The organism is Paenibacillus sp. GbtcB18 (assembly GCF_019091125.1).
In the GTDB taxonomy this organism is placed as follows: domain Bacteria; phylum Bacillota; class Bacilli; order Paenibacillales; family NBRC-103111; genus Paenibacillus_F; species Paenibacillus_F chitinolyticus.
Map to the genome: position 1 here is coordinate 1 of NZ_JAGXJX010000158.1, position 397 is coordinate 397.

1 pseudogene is annotated in these 397 nt (G+C 49.9%); it reads right to left on the reverse strand.

The features are described 5' to 3' along the window. Nucleotides 1-397, reverse strand: a pseudogene (locus tag KVT34_RS32185) (collagen-like protein); the annotation flags it as partial.

Here is a 397-nt window from a genome sequence, read left to right on the forward strand (position 1 = left end):
TCCCTTTACCCCACTTATACCTTGAGGACCTTGGGGGCCAGTAGAACCAATTGGTCCTACTACACCTTGTATCCCTTGATCACCTTGGTGACCTTGCTCTCCAGTGATTCCTTGTATGCCTTGTGGACCCTCTTCTCCCTGTATACCTGTCGTTCCGTCCTCTCCTTGGTTTCCTTGTGCTCCTTGGGGACCTTGGGGGCCCGTTACACCTGATATTCCGTTTACCCCTATTTCTCCTTGCTTCCCTTGTGCGCCCGTTTGTCCTTGTTCTCCAATTTCACCTTGTATCCCCGGAGGACCTTGGAGACCTTGACTAGCAGCAGGTCCTGTAATTCCTTGTATACCTTCTACTCCTTGTAATCCAATATCACCAACTGGACCATGCTCTCCAATTAAT